This window comes from Corynebacterium pseudopelargi (genome assembly GCF_003814005.1).
Classification (GTDB): domain Bacteria; phylum Actinomycetota; class Actinomycetes; order Mycobacteriales; family Mycobacteriaceae; genus Corynebacterium; species Corynebacterium pseudopelargi.
This window is the reverse complement of sequence record NZ_CP033898.1, coordinates 1,790,818-1,807,237: the sequence shown is the minus strand read 5'-3', so window position 1 is coordinate 1,807,237 and position 16,420 is coordinate 1,790,818. Positions and strand designations below refer to the sequence as shown.

At 57.7% G+C, this 16,420-nt stretch carries 19 protein-coding genes; 11 read left to right on the top strand and 8 right to left on the bottom strand.

Features of this window, described 5'->3' with window-relative positions; all coding sequences use genetic code 11:
- Positions 1-133 precede the first annotated feature (133 nt).
- Positions 134-2,674, top strand: coding sequence for a preprotein translocase subunit SecA (secA, locus tag CPPEL_RS08440; RefSeq protein ID WP_123960698.1), 2,541 nt, complete (start codon positions 134-136; stop codon positions 2,672-2,674).
- 15 nt (positions 2,675-2,689) lie between these two features.
- Here the strand turns inward: secA and CPPEL_RS08435 are convergent, their stop codons facing one another.
- Positions 2,690-3,106 (bottom strand): hypothetical protein, encoded by a 417-nt coding sequence (locus tag CPPEL_RS08435; RefSeq protein WP_123960697.1) that lies wholly within the window; start codon positions 3,104-3,106, stop codon positions 2,690-2,692.
- A gap of 146 nt (positions 3,107-3,252) precedes the next feature.
- On the opposite strand from CPPEL_RS08435, the gene CPPEL_RS08430 reads away from it, so the two are divergent.
- The 4 genes from CPPEL_RS08430 to CPPEL_RS08415 all read left to right on the top strand — a co-directional run bounded on the left by CPPEL_RS08430 (position 3,253) and on the right by CPPEL_RS08415 (position 6,573).
- Entirely contained in the window at positions 3,253-3,663 is a 411-nt protein-coding gene (locus CPPEL_RS08430; protein ID WP_123960696.1) for an HAD-IA family hydrolase, read from the top strand.
- Entirely contained in the window at positions 3,663-4,166 is a 504-nt protein-coding gene (locus CPPEL_RS08425; protein ID WP_123960695.1) for a DUF6912 family protein, read from the top strand. The genes CPPEL_RS08430 and CPPEL_RS08425 overlap by 1 nt, the downstream gene beginning before the upstream one ends.
- A 79-nt stretch (positions 4,167-4,245) precedes the next feature.
- Positions 4,246-5,304 carry a ferredoxin reductase gene (locus CPPEL_RS08420; protein ID WP_123960694.1) on the top strand — a complete coding sequence of 353 codons (1,059 nt, stop codon included), beginning with the start codon at positions 4,246-4,248 and terminating at the stop codon, positions 5,302-5,304.
- Positions 5,305-5,346: 42 nt separating this feature from the next.
- Positions 5,347-6,573, top strand: coding sequence for a fatty acid desaturase family protein (locus CPPEL_RS08415; RefSeq protein ID WP_123960693.1), 1,227 nt, complete (start codon positions 5,347-5,349; stop codon positions 6,571-6,573).
- Here the strand turns inward: CPPEL_RS08415 and rsgA are convergent.
- Both rsgA and aroA read right to left on the bottom strand, forming a co-directional pair.
- On the bottom strand, positions 6,570-7,559 hold the full coding sequence (gene rsgA / locus CPPEL_RS08410; RefSeq protein ID WP_123960692.1) for a ribosome small subunit-dependent GTPase A: 990 nt from the start codon (positions 7,557-7,559) through the stop codon (positions 6,570-6,572). The genes CPPEL_RS08415 and rsgA overlap by 4 nt on opposite strands.
- Positions 7,560-8,828, bottom strand: coding sequence for a 3-phosphoshikimate 1-carboxyvinyltransferase (gene aroA / locus CPPEL_RS08405; RefSeq protein WP_123960691.1), 1,269 nt, complete (start codon positions 8,826-8,828; stop codon positions 7,560-7,562).
- Between the two features lie 18 nt (positions 8,829-8,846).
- Here aroA and CPPEL_RS08400 point away from each other — a divergent pair, with 18 nt between their 5' ends.
- A complete protein-coding gene (locus CPPEL_RS08400) occupies positions 8,847-9,500 on the top strand; it encodes an SOS response-associated peptidase (protein ID WP_123960690.1) in 654 nt (217 codons plus the stop codon).
- Between the two features lie 14 nt (positions 9,501-9,514).
- Here the strand turns inward: CPPEL_RS08400 and ybaK are convergent, their stop codons facing one another.
- Positions 9,515-10,006, bottom strand: coding sequence for a Cys-tRNA(Pro) deacylase (gene ybaK, locus CPPEL_RS08395; protein WP_123960689.1), 492 nt, complete (start codon positions 10,004-10,006; stop codon positions 9,515-9,517).
- A gap of 54 nt (positions 10,007-10,060) precedes the next feature.
- On the opposite strand from ybaK, the gene CPPEL_RS08390 reads away from it, so the two are divergent.
- Positions 10,061-10,717, top strand: coding sequence for a sigma-70 family RNA polymerase sigma factor (locus CPPEL_RS08390; protein ID WP_123960688.1), 657 nt, complete (start codon positions 10,061-10,063; stop codon positions 10,715-10,717).
- Positions 10,718-10,975 carry a mycothiol system anti-sigma-R factor gene (gene rsrA, locus CPPEL_RS08385; RefSeq protein WP_123960687.1) on the top strand — a complete coding sequence of 86 codons (258 nt, stop codon included), beginning with the start codon at positions 10,718-10,720 and terminating at the stop codon, positions 10,973-10,975.
- Between the two features lie 60 nt (positions 10,976-11,035).
- On the opposite strand, the gene CPPEL_RS11420 is transcribed toward rsrA, so the two are convergent.
- Positions 11,036-11,110, bottom strand: a complete 75-nt coding sequence (locus CPPEL_RS11420; RefSeq protein ID WP_370513275.1) for a 50S ribosomal protein bL37 — start codon at positions 11,108-11,110, stop codon at positions 11,036-11,038.
- Positions 11,111-11,245: 135 nt separating this feature from the next.
- Positions 11,246-11,503, bottom strand: a complete 258-nt coding sequence (locus CPPEL_RS08380; protein WP_123960686.1) for a WhiB family transcriptional regulator — start codon at positions 11,501-11,503, stop codon at positions 11,246-11,248.
- 518 nt (positions 11,504-12,021) lie between these two features.
- Between CPPEL_RS08380 and CPPEL_RS08375 the strand changes: the two genes are divergently transcribed.
- Positions 12,022-12,432, top strand: coding sequence for a hypothetical protein (locus CPPEL_RS08375; protein WP_123961291.1), 411 nt, complete (start codon positions 12,022-12,024; stop codon positions 12,430-12,432).
- A gap of 23 nt (positions 12,433-12,455) precedes the next feature.
- Here CPPEL_RS08375 and CPPEL_RS08370 read toward each other — a convergent pair whose 3' ends face one another.
- Both CPPEL_RS08370 and CPPEL_RS08365 read right to left on the bottom strand, forming a co-directional pair.
- Complete coding sequence (locus CPPEL_RS08370; protein ID WP_123960685.1) at positions 12,456-13,697, bottom strand: Rv3212 family protein; 1,242 nt, start codon at positions 13,695-13,697, stop codon at positions 12,456-12,458.
- Positions 13,694-15,088: a DEAD/DEAH box helicase gene (locus tag CPPEL_RS08365; RefSeq protein ID WP_123960684.1), complete on the bottom strand. Its 1,395-nt coding sequence runs from the start codon at positions 15,086-15,088 to the stop codon at positions 13,694-13,696. The genes CPPEL_RS08370 and CPPEL_RS08365 overlap by 4 nt, the downstream gene beginning before the upstream one ends.
- Before the next feature lie 165 nt (positions 15,089-15,253).
- Between CPPEL_RS08365 and CPPEL_RS08360 the strand changes: the two genes are divergently transcribed.
- Entirely contained in the window at positions 15,254-15,481 is a 228-nt protein-coding gene (locus tag CPPEL_RS08360) for a DUF3107 domain-containing protein (RefSeq protein WP_123960683.1), read from the top strand.
- Positions 15,482-15,580: 99 nt separating this feature from the next.
- On the top strand, positions 15,581-16,420 hold the full coding sequence (locus CPPEL_RS08355; RefSeq protein WP_245990550.1) for a DUF3152 domain-containing protein: 840 nt from the start codon (positions 15,581-15,583) through the stop codon (positions 16,418-16,420).

The following is a 16,420-nucleotide window of genomic DNA, read 5'->3' as shown; positions in this document are numbered from 1 at the left end:
ATTGCTTTGCCGAGCTAGAACATGCTCGCAAGAGTCCGGGTGTTCGTGCTTTTCACAGACCCAAAACGTACAATACCTACGTTGATCGCAATTACCTTGCAAAAGATAGCCAATAGTTAAAGGAACTGTGCACGTGCTTGGACTTTCTAAAATGCTTCGCGTCGGTGAAGGGCGTGCGGTAAAGCGCCTGAAAAAGATCGCCGAAAGCGTGCTCGAGCTCGACGAAGAGTACTCGGCTTTGAGCGATGAGGAACTCAAGGCCAAAACTTCTGAGTTCCAGCGCCGCATTCAAGAAGGCGAATCCCTGGATGATTTGCTGCTTGAAGCCTTCGCCACCGCCCGCGAAGCCTCCTACCGCGTGCTTGGCCAGAAGCACTATTTGGTGCAGGTGATGGGTGGCGCTGCCTTGCACTTCGGCAACGTAGCCGAGATGCGCACCGGTGAGGGCAAAACCTTGACCTGTGTGCTGCCCGCGTACCTCAATGCCCTTGAGGGCAAGGGCGTGCACGTGGTCACCGTGAATGATTACCTTGCCAAGCGTGACGCCGAGTGGATGGGTCGTGTGCACCGTTGGCTCGGCCTTGAGGTGGGCGTGATTTTGTCTGAAATGCGCCCGGAGGAACGTCGACAAGCCTATAACGCCGATATCACCTACGGCACCAACAATGAGCTGGGCTTTGATTACCTGCGCGATAATATGGTGCGCTCTTTGGATGATCTGGTGCAGCGCGGACACCACTATGCCATCGTGGACGAGGTGGACTCGATCCTGATCGACGAGGCCCGTACTCCGCTAATTATTTCCGGCCCGGTGGATGGTTCCTCCCAGTGGTACTCGGTATTTGCGCAGCTCGCGCCGCTGATGAAGAAGGACATTCACTATGAAGTGGATGAGCGCAAGCGCACCATCGGCATCAAAGAAGAAGGCGTTGGCTTTGTAGAAGACCAGCTCGGCATTGACAATCTCTATGCCCCCGAGCACTCCCAGTTGGTCAGCTACCTCAATAATTCGCTCAAGGCCAAGGAGCTGTTTACCCGCGATAAGGATTACATCGTGCGTAAGGGCGAGGTGCTCATCGTTGACGATTTCACCGGCCGTGTGCTGGCGGGACGCCGCTATAACGAAGGTATGCACCAGGCCATTGAGGCCAAAGAGTCGGTGGAGATCAAAAACGAAAACCAGACGCTGGCTACGATCACCCTGCAAAACTACTTCCGCCTCTACGACAAGCTCGCCGGCATGACCGGTACCGCCGAGACCGAGGCCAGCGAGTTGTACCAGGTGTACAAGCTGCACGTGATGGCGATTCCTACCAACCGCGAAAACCAGCGCGAAGACATGACTGACCTGGTGTATAAGACCCAGGAGGCAAAGTTTGAGGCAGTGGTAGAAGATATTGCCGAGCGCGTGGCCAAAGGCCAGCCGGTGCTGGTGGGTACCACCTCGGTGGAGCGTTCGGAGTACCTGTCTAAGCTGCTGCAGCGCCGCGGCATTAAGCACAATGTGCTCAACGCGAAGTTCCACGAGCAAGAAGCGCAGATCGTGGCCCAGGCAGGTTTGCCTGGTGCTGTGACGGTGGCTACCAACATGGCAGGCCGTGGTACCGACATCGTGCTTGGCGGCAACCCCGACATCATTGCCGACCTCAACCTGCGTGAGCGCGGCCTGGATCCGGTGGATACCCCTGAGGAATACGAGGCGGCGTGGGATGAGGAACTCGCCCGCGTGAAGGCTCGTGGCGAGAAGCTTGCCGACGAAGTGCGTGACGCAGGCGGGCTGTATGTGCTTGGTACCGAGCGCCATGAATCTCGACGCATTGATAATCAGCTTCGTGGTCGCGCTGGCCGCCAGGGCGATCCCGGCACCACGCGCTTCTACCTCTCCATGCGCGATGACCTCATGGTGCGCTTTGTTGGCCAGTCCATGGAAAACATGATGAATCGCCTGAACGTGCCGGATAATGTGCCGATCGAGGCGAAGATGGTGACCAACTCCATCAAGGGTGTGCAAACCCAGGTGGAGAATCAGAACTTTGAGATGCGCAAGAACGTGCTCAAGTACGACGAGGTCATGAATGAGCAGCGCAAGGTGATTTATCGCGAGCGCCGCGAGATCCTTGAGGCCGCCGATATTGCCGATAACGTCCAGCACATGATCGACGACACGATCAACGCCTATGTCGATGGTGCCACCGCCAATGGTTATGTGGAGGACTGGGACCTAGATTCGCTGTGGCACGCCCTTGAGTCGCTCTACGGCCCGCGGGTCAGCAGCGAGGAATTGATCGAGGGCAGCGAGTATGGTGCCTCCGGTGAGCTTGGCGCCGAGGATCTGCGTGAGGCCTTGCTTGACGACGCCCACGCGCAGTACAAGGAACTCGAAACCATGGTGGCATCCGTCGGTGGAGACTCGCAGATGCGCAACCTTGAGCGCATGGTGATCCTGCCGGTGATCGACCAGAAGTGGCGCGAGCACCTCTACGAGATGGACTACCTCAAAGAGGGCATTGGCTTGCGTGCGATGGCGCAGCGCGACCCGCTGGTGGAATACCAAAAAGAAGGCGGCGATATGTTCAACGCCATGAAAGACGGCATCAAGGAAGAAACGGTGCGTCAATTGTTCATGGTGCGCAAGCAATTCGAGCAGCAGGAGCAACCCACCGCTGCCGAGTAAACGCGGGCTGATCTTCTACAGCACCCTCAGGCTTCTCATGCGAAGCCCGGGGGTGTTTCCTATGGCTGGCTCAAATTGGGCCAGGTAACCAAAGCTGCGCTTTTTGCTGGTGGCACTGCCTACGGCATCGATTCTTTGGCCGTGGATGCGAAGGTGCAAGGATTCGAGCTTGACCGAGCTATCGATGCGCTGGCCTCCAACGAGGCGGGCGGTGATGTGCCTGCGTACCTGCTCGCTGAAATAGCGCTGCTTGAGGCTGGCTACCACTCGCATGCCCGCTGCTACTTCAAGGGCGTGTTGGAGCATGCTGGAGGCTTGTTGGCGAAGCGCCGGGTCGATGGCGGGCGTGGGGTAGGTGGTGGCCTCATGTGGCCGAAGCGGTGCTGGTGGGAGCTTTTTTAGAAGGTTTCTTCCCGGGATTGCAACCAGCATGTGAGCTAAGCCTCCTTGGGGTCGTTGGCATGAACTATGGCAACGAATCCACTTGACGGCGCGTGGGCGGGCGCTGGCAAGGAGTGATATGTGAAAGAATAACGGCAAAACAAGGAACAATCTATCCCAAGGTGTGATGACTTTCGATGCGTGGACTCATCGTTGATTATGTGGGCGTGCTCGATGGCTCGGAGGAGTCGCAGCGCCGCTGGCAGCAACTGCTCGGTGCGCTGAAGGCTGCTGGCATTGGCATTGCCATTTTGTCCAATGATCCAGGCGGCCCCGGTGCCGCCCCGATCCGTGCGTTTAAAGATCGTGGGCTTGTCGACGCAGTCGTGCTTTCCGGTGAGATCGGTGTGGAAAAGCCCGAGGCTGGTGCCTTTGAGTTTGCAGCAGAGGCCATTGAGCTGCCGATGAAAGACTGCGTGATGGTTGACGATTCCATCCTCAATGTTCGCGCTGCGGTGGATAATGGCCTGGTGGGCGTGTACTACCAGCAATTCGATCGTGCCGTGGTGGAAATTACCGGCCTGTTCGGCATCCAAGGGGAGTTCTAGTGCGCGTTTATATCCCTGCCACCTTCGAGCTGCTGCGCACCCTTGCCCAAGAAGGCGAAGTGCCGGTGCGTTCTGGCTATGTCTTCGGTGTGACTCCCGCGTTGCGCGAGTTTTATACCTCCGGCGATGAGGAAGAAATCGCGCATTCTGCTTTTGAGGATGCTTCCTTGGCCTCGATTCGCCTCCTTGCCATTGGCGATGATCTGCACCCGCACCGCCGCGCCGTGATTTCGGCAGATGTGCCAGACGCAGCCATTAGCTTCATGCCTGATCTGGGCGAGTCGGTGATGCAATTGGATCCTGCAGTGATCGCTTTTGATCAGGTGGCTGCCATTCATGTTGATACTCAAGGCAATGAGCAGGCTACGGCCGCAGCCATTGAGGTAATTGATCAAGCCGACCTCGGTGTTGAGGATGCGGAGCTGTGCGTAGGCGATGCTCTTGATCAATTCATGGCTTGGTATGACCCAAGCGAGCTTTCAGTACTGGTGCAGCTAGCCTAGTCCGTTGACATCTTTGCGCTGCTTGCGTAGGGTTACGGCATCGTAACTATTTCGCTTGCAAAGCAAAGGTGTATCTTTCATGGCGCGTTCTCGCACGCAAGACCGCCTCGCTTCCATGCGCGGTCTACTCAAGCGCTTTACCACCCCCTTGCTGCCCGATGATTACTCGGCAGTGCTCAATCCCTTGTGGTCTACCAGAGAACTGCGCGGGCGGATCGAAGATGTCCGCCGCCACGGCGATGTGGTGCTCCTAGAGATCACACCCGGCTGGGGAGTGCAGACGAACTTTAAGCCCGGCCAATATATCGGCATCGGGGTAGAAGTAGATGGCCGATACGTCTGGCGCAGCTACTCTCTCACCAACGCGCCCGATAGCAACCAGGGCCGCTTTTCCATCGCCGTGAAGGCTGTAGAAAAAGGCAAGCTTTCCCAGCACCTCATCGGCACGGCAAGCCCCGGTACTGCCATTCGGATTGCCGCACCCGCAGGCGATTTCTATTTGCCCAATCCAGTGCCTGCAAAGATTGCCTTTATTACCGCAGGCACCGGCATTACCCCGGTGATCAGCATGCTTCGGGGCATGCAAGAACGCCAAGAATTTGGCCAAAGCGATGTGGTGCTCCACCACAGTGTGCGAAGCCTCAACGACCACGTCTTTGCCGAGGTGCTTGAGCAATTCGCCAAGGATATCCGCATCCACATCCGCCAAACCTCCATCGAAGGCAGGCTGCAAGCTGAAGATCTAGAGCAGCTCGAACCCGATTTGCGCCAAAGAGAAATCTTTGCCTGCGGTCCTGCAGAGATGCTGGATTATTGGCAGCAGTGGGCAGGCGATGATGTGGCCTTTCATAGCGAACGCTTTAGCTTGCAGCGCAGCAGCGATGCCGAGGGCGGCACCATCGAATTTTCAAACGGCGGGAAAGCAACCGCAGCCAGCGGCACCACCATCTTGGAAGCCGGAGAAGCAGCAGGGATCCCTATGCCCTTTGGTTGCCGCATGGGTATCTGCCATACCTGCGTGCGTCAGCTTGAACAAGGCGAAGTGATTGATCTGTTAAGCGGGGAAACACATGAGTCAGGCCAGCGAGTACGCACCTGTGTAAGCGTGCCCAAAGGCGATATCCGCGTGCAGACCTAAACCACCCGAGCTGGATAGAACATTGAAGGAAAGATAACGACGATGGCAATTGACAATATCAAGGCCTATTCCCACCTCAGCGACGAAGATATTCAAGAAATCGGCAGGAGGCTGGATGCCATCAAAGCCGAGGTAACCCAAGACTTAGGCGAACGCGATGCGGCCTATATTAAAAACCTCATCCGCTTCCAGCGCAGCCTGGAGGTAGCTGGGCGTGCAGTATTGCTGTTTAGCGGCAAGAAAAAGGCCTGGCTTGCAGGTACCTCGCTGCTTTCGCTTTCGAAGATCCTTGAAAACCTCGAAATTGGCCACAACGTGCTGCATGGCCAATGGGATTGGATGAACGATCCCGTGATCCACTCCAGCACCTGGGAATGGGATCTGGTGTGCCCCTCTTCGCAGTGGATGCATTCGCACAACTACGTCCACCACACCTACACCAATGTCATCGGCATGGATAACGACGTGGGATATGGCGTATTGCGCGTTACCCGCGATCGCTCCTGGACCCCAATGCATGCATTCCAGCCGCTGATTAACACCGTATTGGCCAGCCTGTTTCAGTGGGCAGTGGGCTACTACGATGTCGAGCTTGGCAAATACTTTTCCGGCAGGAAGTCTTGGGAGGAAACAGCAGAGAAGTTCTGGGAAACCACCAAGAAGGCCAGCCGCCAAACAGCTCGCGACTACCTGCTCTTTCCCGCACTTTCTGGAAAGAACTTCGGCCATACCCTAAGTGCGAATGCCACCGCCAACTTTGTGCGATCACTGTGGGCCTATGCCGTGATCTTCTGCGGGCACTTCCCAGACGAAGCCGAAACCTTTAGCAAAGAGCAGTTTAAAAACGAAGACCACAATGAGTGGTATCTGCGCCAGATGCTTGGATCAGCCAATTTCCACGGCGGGAAGATCCTGACCATTCTTTCTGGAAATCTGAACTACCAGATCGAACACCACCTCTTTCCCGATATGCCTTCGAATCGCCTTGCCCAAGTAGGGCGCAAGGTGCAGGCACTGTGTGTGGAATTCGATCTGCCCTATAACGTAGATAGCTTTCCAAAGCAGCTAGCAAAGGTGCAACGAACCTTGCTCAAGCTCAGCTTGCCCAATAAGTACCTCCGGGCAACCCCGGATAACGCCCCCGAGGTGCGCTCAAATAGGGCCTTTGAGCCCATCGAGCATCAACTCTGGGTGGGCGCAAAACATGGAGTGCGCCGCGGGCTGAAAACGGGGCTGAAGCTGCTCAAGGAGCTCAGGAAGCACGTTTAGTACGTCTCATTGGATCGCAGTGCCACCAGAAGTTTGCGCACCGCAGAAACTCGCCTGCCGGTAGGGGAGTCGGCCTCGAAGGTATCGAGGGCGCACTGTGGGTCTGCCGGCGGGCCGATATGCGTGCAGCCACGCGGGCAGGCCTCAATGGCCTCGCGGAGATCATCAAAGACTTCAACCACGGTGTCGGCTTCTACGTGGGCTAAGCCAAAGGAGCGGATACCAGGGGTATCAATAATCCAGCCGCCCTGCGAAAGCTCAAGGGCTACCGCCTGAGTGGAGGTGTGGCGGCCTTTGCCCACACCTGAGACCTCTCCAGTTTCTCTTTGAGCCTCTGGGATCAGGCGATTTACCAGGGTGGATTTGCCCACACCGGAATGGCCGATGAGCGCTGTGCGCTTGCCGGCCACCTGGTTGATCACGGGTTCGAGGGGATCATCCACACCGCAGAGCAGCACGGGTACATCGAGGGTTGCAAACTCTGCTGCGAAAGCGGAAGGATCTGCAAGATCAGATTTGGTCAGACCAATAATCGGCTGGAGATTGCCCACAAATGCTGCCACGAGGGCGCGTTCAATAAACCCGGCGCGAGGTTCGGGATCGGCCACCGCAGACACGATGAGCAATTGATCGGCGTTGGCCACCACGATGCGCTCATAAGGGTCTGTGTCATCGGCGGTGCGCCGAAGTACTGAGGTGCGTTGGGCAAGTTTGACAATTCTGGCTAAAGATCCAGGGCGTCCGGATGTATCGCCGACGATGCCGACCCTATCGCCCACCTCCACAGGGGTGCGCCCCATCTCGCGGGCTCGCATGGCCACTACGGGCTGGTGCTGGCCATCGAGTACCACGCCCCACCGGCCGCGGTCTTTGCTTACCACCATCCCGAACTTTGCGTCCTTGTGCTGGGGGCGGTCTTTGGTGCGAGGGCGTGAACCTTTGCCAGGGCGGATTTTCACATCGCTTTCATCCCAACGCCTGGCCATTTAGCTCTCCTTCGAATCGATCATCGTCTGCCACATCTGAGCAAAACCGGGCAGTGTTTTGGCGGTGGTTTCAATATTTTCAACCTCCACGCCTGCAACCCGCAATCCGATAATCGCACCGGCGGTGGCCATGCGGTGATCGGCATAGGAATACCACTGGCCACCATGCAACGCCGCCGGTTGGATTTCTAGGGCATCTGGGTGCTCGATGCAGCGCCCTCCAAGCCGGTTGATCTCGGTGGCAAGGGCGGAAAGCCGATCGGTTTCGTGGCCGCGTAGATGCGCAATATTGCTTAAATAGCTTGGGCTTTGCGCAAGCGCGGCAAGCGCTGCCACCGTGGGGGTGAGCTCGCCAATATCGCCCATATCTTGTTCCACACCACGAAGTGCACCGCGCTCTGGGCCAATCACGCACAAATCGCTGCCACGGCGTTCTACCTGGCAGCCCATGGTTTCTAAGATGCCACGGATCTGATCACCTGGCTGGGTGGTGCTTTCTGGCCAGTGCGCAATAGACACCTCGCCGCCGGTGACGGCAGCAGCGGCCATAAAGGGCGTGGCATTGGAAAGGTCCGGCTCAATGTTCCATTCGCGGCCTGCGATGCTACCTGGTGCTACCTCCCACACATGGGGTTCGGGTTGGGTCACCTGCACTCCTGCCTCACGCAACATGGCAATGCTCATATCGATATGGGGCGTACTAGGCAGGTGCGAGCCGATGTGGCGAATACGCATCCCTTGGCCATAGCGGGCGGCAGAAAGCAGCAGGCCGGAAAGAAATTGCGAGGAACTTGAGGCATCAATGCTGACCTCGCCACCTTGGGGTTGGCCATCGCCGTGGACGGAAAACGGCAAGCTATTGCCGTCTACTTGCACACCGACTGCTCGTAGGGCGTTCAAGATGGTGTCCATCGGGCGGGATTTTGCCTGCTCGTCGCCGTCGAAAAGCACTGTGCCCTGCGCAAGGGCTGCCACCGGCGGTAGAAAGCGCATCACGGTGCCGGCGAGGCCACAATCCACCGTGGCGCCATGCAGCGGTGCTGGAACCACGCGGATGGTTTCACCAGCTTCGATGCCGGTGCCCATCGCTTTGAGGCCCTCGCACATTAAAGAGGAATCTCGGCTTTGGAGTGCGCCGCGAATCGTTGAAGGCCCATCGGCTAGGGCTGCGAGCACCAGGGCGCGGTTGCTCATCGACTTCGAGCCGGGCACAGTAACCCTGGCGCGAATTGGGGTATCCACATGCGGTGCATTCCAAAACTTCGGCATTGCTCCATAATAAAGGCTATGTGTGGACGCTTCGTGTTATTTACCACCGAGGATGCCCTAATTGAGGCTGCTCGCGATACCGCAGGCTATGAACAAGTCACAGCACCCCAGGGATTGCCGCGGGCGCGCTATAACATCGCCCCAACCACACCCATTGCCATCCTCAGGGCGCACAATGCCCAGGAGGCAAGCCTAGAACCGGCGCGATGGGGATTAATTCCGCACTGGAAACGCGACGATTCTGGGCCACCGCTTTTTAATGCCCGCGCCGAAACGGTGCGAGAAAAGCCGAGCTTTCGATCCGCCTTTCAGCACGGCCGCTGTGCGATCCCCATGGACGGCTACTACGAGTGGCACAATAAGCAGCCCTATTGGATCAGCACCGGGCACGTGATTTGGGTCGCAGGGCTTGTCCAAGACAATGATGGCCAACTCAGTGCCACGATGATCACCACCGACTCAGAAGCACCACTGGAGTGGATTCATCACCGGATGCCGCGGTTTTTAGCTCCTGGGCAGATTAAGCAGTGGATGCTCGGCAGCGATGAGGAAGCCGCCGAATTGCTCGTACCTGGCCCCACCGAAGGTTTTGAGGCCAAAGCGGCTGACCCGGCGGTGGGGAATGTGCGCAATGATTACCCCGAATTACTCCAGCCGGCAGGGTTGTTTTAGCAGGCGGGGTTGTTTTAGCAGGCGATGGGCGCGAGCTTGGCGCTTAAGACCTTCAGCAGATCCTGTGGGGCTAGCCCAATATCAAGCCCGCGCTTGCCACCTGAGACGTAGATGCGATCGAAGTCTAAAGCGTGGGAATCAAGCAGCGTTGGTAGTTGGCGCTTTTGGCCAAAAGGCGAGATGCCGCCGGGAATATACCCGGTGCTGAGCTGGGCTTTGTGCGGGTCGGCCATGGTGGCTTTGGAAGCGCCTAAGGCCTTGGCTACTGCCTTGAGGTTCAAGCTATTGGCCACAGGTACGCAGGCCACTGCCAAACCGGAGGTGGTCTTGCCTGAAAGCTCCACCACGAGGGTTTTAAATACTTGCGTTTCGGGCAGACCGAGTTCTTGGGCGGCTTGGCTGCCGAAGTTATTCTTGCCTGCCTCAAACTGATGCACGGTGTGCTCGACATTGGCCGCGATGAGCATATTGAGCGCCGGTGTTGCCGCGTGTTGCCGTTTCGCCATAGAGCCATTGTTACACCTAGACTCGAAAGAGATTCGAACACCTAAGGGAGAACTGTGGCTGAAAACACCAAAGAGCTGCACGAGCGCTTTGAAGCTGAGGCGTTGCCGTTGCTCGACCAACTCTATGGCGGTGCGCTGCGCATGACTCGCAACCCAGCAGATGCCGAAGACCTGGTGCAAGAAACCTATATCAAGGCGTTTCAGGCTTTTGAAAGTTTTCAGCCTGGCACCAACCTCAAGGCATGGCTCTACCGAATCATGACCAATACCTATATCAACTCCTATCGCAAAAAGCAGCGCCAGCCTTCGCAATCCTCGGCGGAAGATATTAGCGATCACCAACTGTTTGCTACCTCCTCGCATGATTCCACCGGCCTGGAATCTGCCGAGGTGGAGGCGCTAAAAAACCTTCCGGATAAAGAAATCGCAGAGGCGATGAATAACCTTTCGGAGGACTACCGCATGGTGGTGTACTACGCCGATGTGGAAGGTCTTGCCTATAAAGAGATCGCAGAAATCATGGGCACTCCACTGGGAACCGTGATGAGTCGCCTCCACCGTGGAAGAAAGCAACTGCGTGAAGCGTTGAAGGATGTAGCAGCAGAACACGGTATTGGTGTTGTAAGTGGAAAAGGCAATGCAACCCAAGGCGCCGAAGCTGGCGTCACTCACAGCGCCACAGCCAGCGCCACAGGCAAGGGAGCGAAGTAAATGGACAGCATGCACCGAGATTGCAATTGTGCAGAGATTCACGCCTCAATGTTTGCGCTAGTCGACGAAGAGCTCAGCGCCGCAGATTGCGAGCGACTGCGCGCCCACCTCGAGGCCTGCCCGGGTTGTGCCGAAAGAGTCGCCGCCGAGGTGGAACTGCGCTCCTTATTAAGGCAGTGCTGTTGTGGGCCAGCACCCCAACAGTTGCGCCAAAGGATCACCTATTCCATCCGCGTGGAGCGCCGGGAATATAAATAAAGCCCACGATGCCCCCAGCGATAACGCTGGGGGCATCGTTGTTATGTGGGGCTTGTAACTTTAAGCGTTGGGGCGCTTGCCGTGGTTGGCGCCCTTCTTGCGACGGTCCTTGCGCTTACGTCCACGCTTGCTCATGAGGTACATCCTTTGCGTTTTTCTGCGGAAAAAGTAACAGCTTAATAGTGTACCGGCTGGCACATTGGCGATGAAATTTTTTCACCCCACTGCCGAAGAAGCTGGTGCAAACGGCACTGGGGTAGAGGCCTGTAATTAGGCGGAGATGCGGGCGCGACGGCCGCGGTTCTTGCGACGCTTGAGTGCACGACGCTCGTCTTCGCTCATGCCGCCCCATACGCCGGCGTCCTGGCCGGTTTCGAGTGCCCATGCCAGGCACTGGGAGGTCACGGGGCAGCGGTTGCATACAACTTTCGCTGCGGCGACCTGAGCGAGTGCAGGGCCTGAGTTGCCAACGGGGAAGAACAGCTCTGGGTCTTCATCGCGGCAGATTGCTTCGTGGCGCCAATCCATTGAAAGTCTCCTTGGGGTGGTAGCAGTGTTGTCACTCTAGGCGGGCTTCACGGGGTGAAGCGGCGCTGGTTGGCGCCTGCCTTTGGGCACAAAAAAGCGGCGAAGCCGCAGGTTGCCCTAGAGTTTCGGGCGAGAGCATCGGGTGGGCTCGCCTCAAGTACCCAGAAAGCATGACATGTGAAGCTTCACTTGACTAGAGCTACAGCCCAAAAAGTGTGCAAGCTCACAGAATTGGGGTGCTTTTCTGCCCTTTTGTGGCGTGGAAGTGTGGCGGGCTTCGCAAACTCTAGAGTGTTATGCAGTGCTTTTGGCCTAAAACAAAGATGCATGCGAAGTCTCGATGGTCAAATCTTCGCCTGTATTCGGGTGTACACAGGCCCTCCAAGCGGCCAACATCGGCCAGTATGAGGGCAGCAAAGCAAGCAGACTTTTTATGGCCTTGCTCAACGGCAGTAGGAAAGCTCAACGCCTTCGAGGCGCTACACTAATGTGCTGTGAATAAAGCCCAACCTCAGCCCATGCCCCCAGCACAGGTTCGTAGTGCCGCCTTGATCGCCGCAGTGCAGTCTCTAATCGGACTCGGCTACGCACTGGTGCTGATCATCCGCGGCTTGATGGGCAAGCGCGATGCCTCCATTGTGTACGAAAGCGACCAGGCAAATACCGCCGTGGGCTATGGCACCGCGATCTTTTTCATCATCGTCTTCGGCACCGTCATCTTCGCTGCCTGGCGCATGCAACAAGGCAAGCGTTGGGGCCGCGGCCCGGTGCTCATGCTGGAACTGCTCCTAGTGCCCATCACCATTTACATGTTCAAAGCAGGCGCCTGGATCCTGGGCATCGTGGTAGGTATCAGTGCCGTGGCGGGGTTGGCCATGCTCTTTTCTGCCCCCGCCGTGGAATGGGCGTCGGCGCGGTTTCGTCGATAAGCAAGCAGGATAGGCAAGCAGCCTTAAGAAGCCCTCGCGCCAAGGCCTACAAGGCGATCATCGCGCAGCTCGAGCAACACATCACCCGACACGCCCAAGGCCACCTTGGAGGCGGTGCCTGCGCGCGCAATCTTGAGCTCCCTGTCCGGCTTTTCCTGGATCTGATACTGCTCCACGGGATACAGCTCCACCCCGGCTTCAGTGGGGATAGCAAGCTGTGAGCCAACCATAGTGCCGGTGCCAATGGCTTGATCAAAGATGCGCACCGGCACCAAGGTTCGAGCGTTGAGCACGTAAAGCCGCGTGCCATCGAACCACTGCACAAACTTGCCTGCCGAGGCCACCTGAGGGTTAAAAACCTCGCCTTGCGAAAGGCCTTCTACCAGTGGAGAAGCGGCGATTTCTTCGCTGTGCTGCTGCTTGCCCTCACTATTGAACACATAGAAATGCGCCGGTGAGCCGGGCTCATACACGGCCACAGCATTCGCACTAATGCCCACCACCTGGCTGCCCTTGGCAAATTCCACCGAGGCATCTACCTCCGGTACTGAGGAAGATTCGGGGTCGGGGCTTTGCAAACGCACAAAGGTATGGCCCTTACAGGTTTCTGCCACCGCCAATAACGTGGCGCGGGTCAGCGCAGAGGAGATCACGCATTCTGGATGCGGCTGCTCATTGGGCTCTTGCTGGATATCAATTTCTCCATACACCACGGTGCGCACCAGATCAGAACGCCATAATTCCACCCGCTCGGGTGAGACAATCCCAGCGCGATCCTTGGAGCTAATGGGCACCACCTGATCAGAGGCATGGGCCGCGCGAGTGGCCTGATAGGTGCCATCAAGGCCGTGGATGGCCACCACCTCGCCGCAGCCGCGCCCGGAGCGATAACTCAACACCACTGAATCCCAGGCGCTTGCCATAGAGCACAGCTCAACATCGCGGGTATAACTCCACCGCGTCTGACCGGTTTTTGGGTCGATGGACTGCACCGTCTTGCCCGTGGAATCGAGCACTACGGGATACCCCGCGGCCATGATGGGGGTATTTATCATGGCAGGGACATCTGCCTCCCATAAAGGCTCAAGGGTAGAAGGCAACGCCATTGCTGCCTGCAGTGGTGCGGCAGGAGGCTGCGCTACCGGTTCGAGGTGCGAATCGCGGATGGGGGCTGCCCACCACACTCCGGCGACAAAGAGCAGGCTGGCCACGCTGATGGCGCCGGTTGCGATGAGATCCCGGCGCCTTCTTCGCAGTGGTTTCATGATCGCTTCGTGCTGCGGGACCGGCGCGTATGAGAACGAGCCCCGCCGCGCTGGCCGCCGCGTTGGTTGCCGTGCTGGCTATCCCGGCCGCCACGTTGGCTGCCGCGTTGAGCATCGCGGCGTTTGCCCTGGCCGCGTAGGGCGTTCGTGCCGCCGCCGAGGCTGCGCTTGGGCTCGCCGATGCGGTCTTGGGCATCCTCAGGGATATCCAGCGCCTGGTAGAGCTCAGGTGAGGTAGAAAACCACTGGGGAGGCTCGGGTGTGTCAAGGCCGAGCTCATCATTGATGGCCTGCCATTTCGCCAGCTCGTCGTATCCCACGAGCGTGACTGCGGTGCCGCTATGGCCGGCGCGTCCGGTGCGCCCAATGCGGTGCACATAGGTCATTGGATCATCGGGGGTTTGGTAGTTGATCACGTGGGTGACGTCATCAACGTCAATGCCGCGGGCTGCCACGTCGGTGGCCACCAAGATTTCTACGCGCCCCTCACGAAACGCCTTGAGCGATTGTTCGCGTGCGCCTTGGCCTAAGTCGCCGTGCACTCCTGCAACGCGGAAGCCGCGGTGGGCTAGATCCTCGGCCAATTGGGCTGCCGAGCGTTTGGTGCGGCAGAAGATAATGGTTTTTCCGCGCCCCCGGGCTTGGAGAATCCTGGCGCTGATGTCGTCTTTATTCATCCGGTGGGCTTGGAAGATCACCTGCTTGGTGCTGCTATGGGTTTGAGAAGCCCCAACTTCTTCTGCGCGAATATGTACCGGCTTGTCTAAGAAGGTGCGAGCCAGGGTAAGCACCGGCCCTGGCATGGTGGCAGAAAAGAGCATGGTTTGGTGCTGGTGGGTGAGTGCTTCAAGCAGCTTTTCAATATCGGGGAAAAACCCCAGATCCAGCATCTCGTCTGCCTCGTCGAGCACGAGGATAGCCACCTGGCTTAAATCTAAATGGCCGCGTTTATGCAGATCTAATAGGCGCCCTGGGGTGCCAACGACGACGTCGACGCCGCGTTCTAGGGCCTTGATTTGTTCTTCGAAGGGGCGGCCACCGTAGATGGTGGCGATCCGAACGGGGGTGTATTTGGCTGCTTTGACGAGGTCTTCGGATACCTGCGAGGCCAGTTCGCGGGTGGGGGCCACCACGAGTGCGCGGGGTGTGCCGTCGAGTTCTGCTACATCGGCTGAGTCAAACACTCGGTCCAGCAGGGGAATGCCGAATCCGTAGGTTTTGCCCATGCCGGTGCGTGCCTGGCCAATGAGGTCGCGCCCATCGAGGGCGATGGGCAAGGTGAGCTCTTGGATGGCGAAGGTTCGATCGATTCCGGCTTCGCGGAGTGCGTCGCATAGCTCGGCGGCCACACCGAGCTCTTCAAAGGTTGGTTGTTGGCGTTCGGCAGTCACCCTTCCGATACTATCGGGCTTGCTGCATTCAGGGATTACACTGGGTGCGTCCGAGGTTCTCTTGAGTAGTTCAGGCAACTGTTTCGCTTCGGCCAACAGGCCGGCCTAAAAAGAACTACTGAAGGTATTCGATACATACAACAATCTGGGAAGGAACTACCGCCAATGGACATCAAGATTGGCTTCAACGACTCTCCTCGCGAGCTCATCGTCGCTTCGAAGGAGGATCAGGAAGCAATTGCACAGCGCGTGTCCGAGGCGCTGAGTGCCGAGCATGGCGTATTGGATCTCACCGATGAGCAGGGCCGCCGCGTGCTCGTGCGCAATGCTTCTATTGCCTATGTAGAGGTGGGCACCACTACCACCCGCACTGTCGGTTTCGCTGGAGTATAAGCAGTGGGAACCCACGGTTCGCGCGCTCGTTCTCAGCGCCCGCACCCCGAGGATTCCGCGCCGTCAGGTGAGCATCGTGGGGCGTCGGAAAGCCCCTTTGTGCGCTTTGCCCGCAACTACGGTTGGCGTGCCTATGCCATTCCTGTGCTGTTGGTGATCACCATTTGGGTGCTTGTCGACGTCTTCCGTGCCGAACCCGAATCGCCCACACCAGGGCAAGCCTCGGTCACTTCGGCGGAATCGGAGGGGCTGGTGGGGCCAAAACCCGCGGAGCAAACGGCGAAGGAAATTCCCAATACCGAGCTTCCCGCTGGGGCAAAGTACACCGAAAATGGTGAGGGAACCTATCGCGTGGTGGGTAAACCTGGCGCCGAGGCCGGCAGCGACCACAAAAAGGTGTTCAAGTACATCGTGGAAGTAGAAAACGGCCTCGATTCTTCCGTCTATGGCGGCGATGATGCCTTTGCCGCGATGGTGGATGCCACCTTGTCTAACCCCAAGGGCTGGACTCACGATAAAGACTTCGGCTTTAAACACATCGATGCCAATGGTGATGAGGAGCCTGATCTGCGCATTCAGCTCACCAGCGTTGGTACCACGCACTCGCTGTGCGGCCACGATATCGAGATGGAAACAAGCTGTTTTTATTCCGATGGTGATCGCGTGATCTTAAACGAGTCGCGCTGGATCCGCGGGGCTACACCGTTCCAGGGTGATCTTGGGGCGTATCGCCAATACCTCATTAACCACGAGGTAGGCCACGGTATTGGCTATGCCAATCACGTGCCTTGCACCGGCAATGGTGACCTAGCGCCGATCATGATGCAGCAAACGCTGAGCCTTTCTAATAGCGAACTGCAAAAGATCAATAGCAAAGAGGTGTACAAAGACGACGGTGCCGTCTGCGCCTACAATCCCTGGCCCTATCCGCACGCCTAG